Here is a 935-nt window from a genome sequence, read left to right on the forward strand (position 1 = left end):
TCTCCATCCTGTCGTGGGCGCTCATGGAAATGGGACTGATCGATCACCGCATCAATTTCCTTGGCGATCCGGAGAACGCGCGCGCCTCGGTGATCGCTGCCAATGTCTGGCGCGGCATTCCTTTCGTGGCCATCACGCTGCTGGCCGGCCTGCAGACGATTCCCCAATCGCTTTACGAGGCCGCGACGCTCGACGGCGCCAGCCGTTGGCAGTTGTTCCGCTATGTGACGCTGCCGCTGCTGACGCCGATCATCGCCATCACCATGACCTTTTCGGTCCTGTTCACCTTCACCGATTTCCAGTTGATCTATGTGCTGACTCGCGGCGGACCGGTGAATGCCACCCATCTGATGGCGACGCTCTCGTTCCAGCGCGGCATTTCCGGCGGCCAGCTTGGCGAGGGAGCCGCGATCGCGGTGGCGATGATCCCGTTCCTGCTAGCGGCGATCCTTTTCAGCTATTTCGGGCTGCAACGTCGTAAATGGCAGCAGGGCGGTGGAGACTGACATGGCCGCGATCGAAACGAACAATCGTCCGAACACGGATGAAGGCGGCATGGGCTATCTCCAGAGCCTGCCCCGGCGCGTGGTCACCGTTTATCTGCCGCTCCTGATCTTCGTCATCGTGCTGCTGTTCCCGTTCTACTGGATGACGATCACGGCGGTGAAACCCAATCTCGAGATGACGGATTATGCCAATTTCAATCCGTTCTGGGTCGTCAATCCGACACTCGAGCATATTCGGTATCTGCTCTTCGACACATCCTATCCGGGCTGGCTTCTCAACACGATCATCATCTCGACCGCCTCAACTTTCCTGTCGCTGCTGGCGGCGGTGTTCGCTGCCTATGCGATCGAGCGCTTGAGGTTTTCCGGGGCGCGGCAGGTCGGCTTGGCAATCTTCCTGGCCTATCTCGGGCCGCCCTCGATACTGTT

Annotated in this window: 1 protein-coding gene and 1 pseudogene; both read left to right on the forward strand. The window is 59.7% G+C overall.

The genetic code is table 11. The features are described 5' to 3' along the window. Positions 1-506, forward strand: a 506-nt coding sequence (locus tag EN939_RS35900) for a carbohydrate ABC transporter permease (protein WP_164751593.1), incomplete at its 5' end; no start/stop codon positions are given. 1 nt (position 507) lies between these two features. Then, a pseudogene (locus EN939_RS35905) lies at positions 508-935 on the forward strand (carbohydrate ABC transporter permease); the annotation flags it as partial.

The sequence above is a fragment of the Mesorhizobium sp. M7A.F.Ca.CA.002.05.1.1 genome (genome assembly GCF_003998335.1).
In the GTDB taxonomy this organism is placed as follows: Bacteria; Pseudomonadota; Alphaproteobacteria; order Rhizobiales; family Rhizobiaceae; genus Mesorhizobium.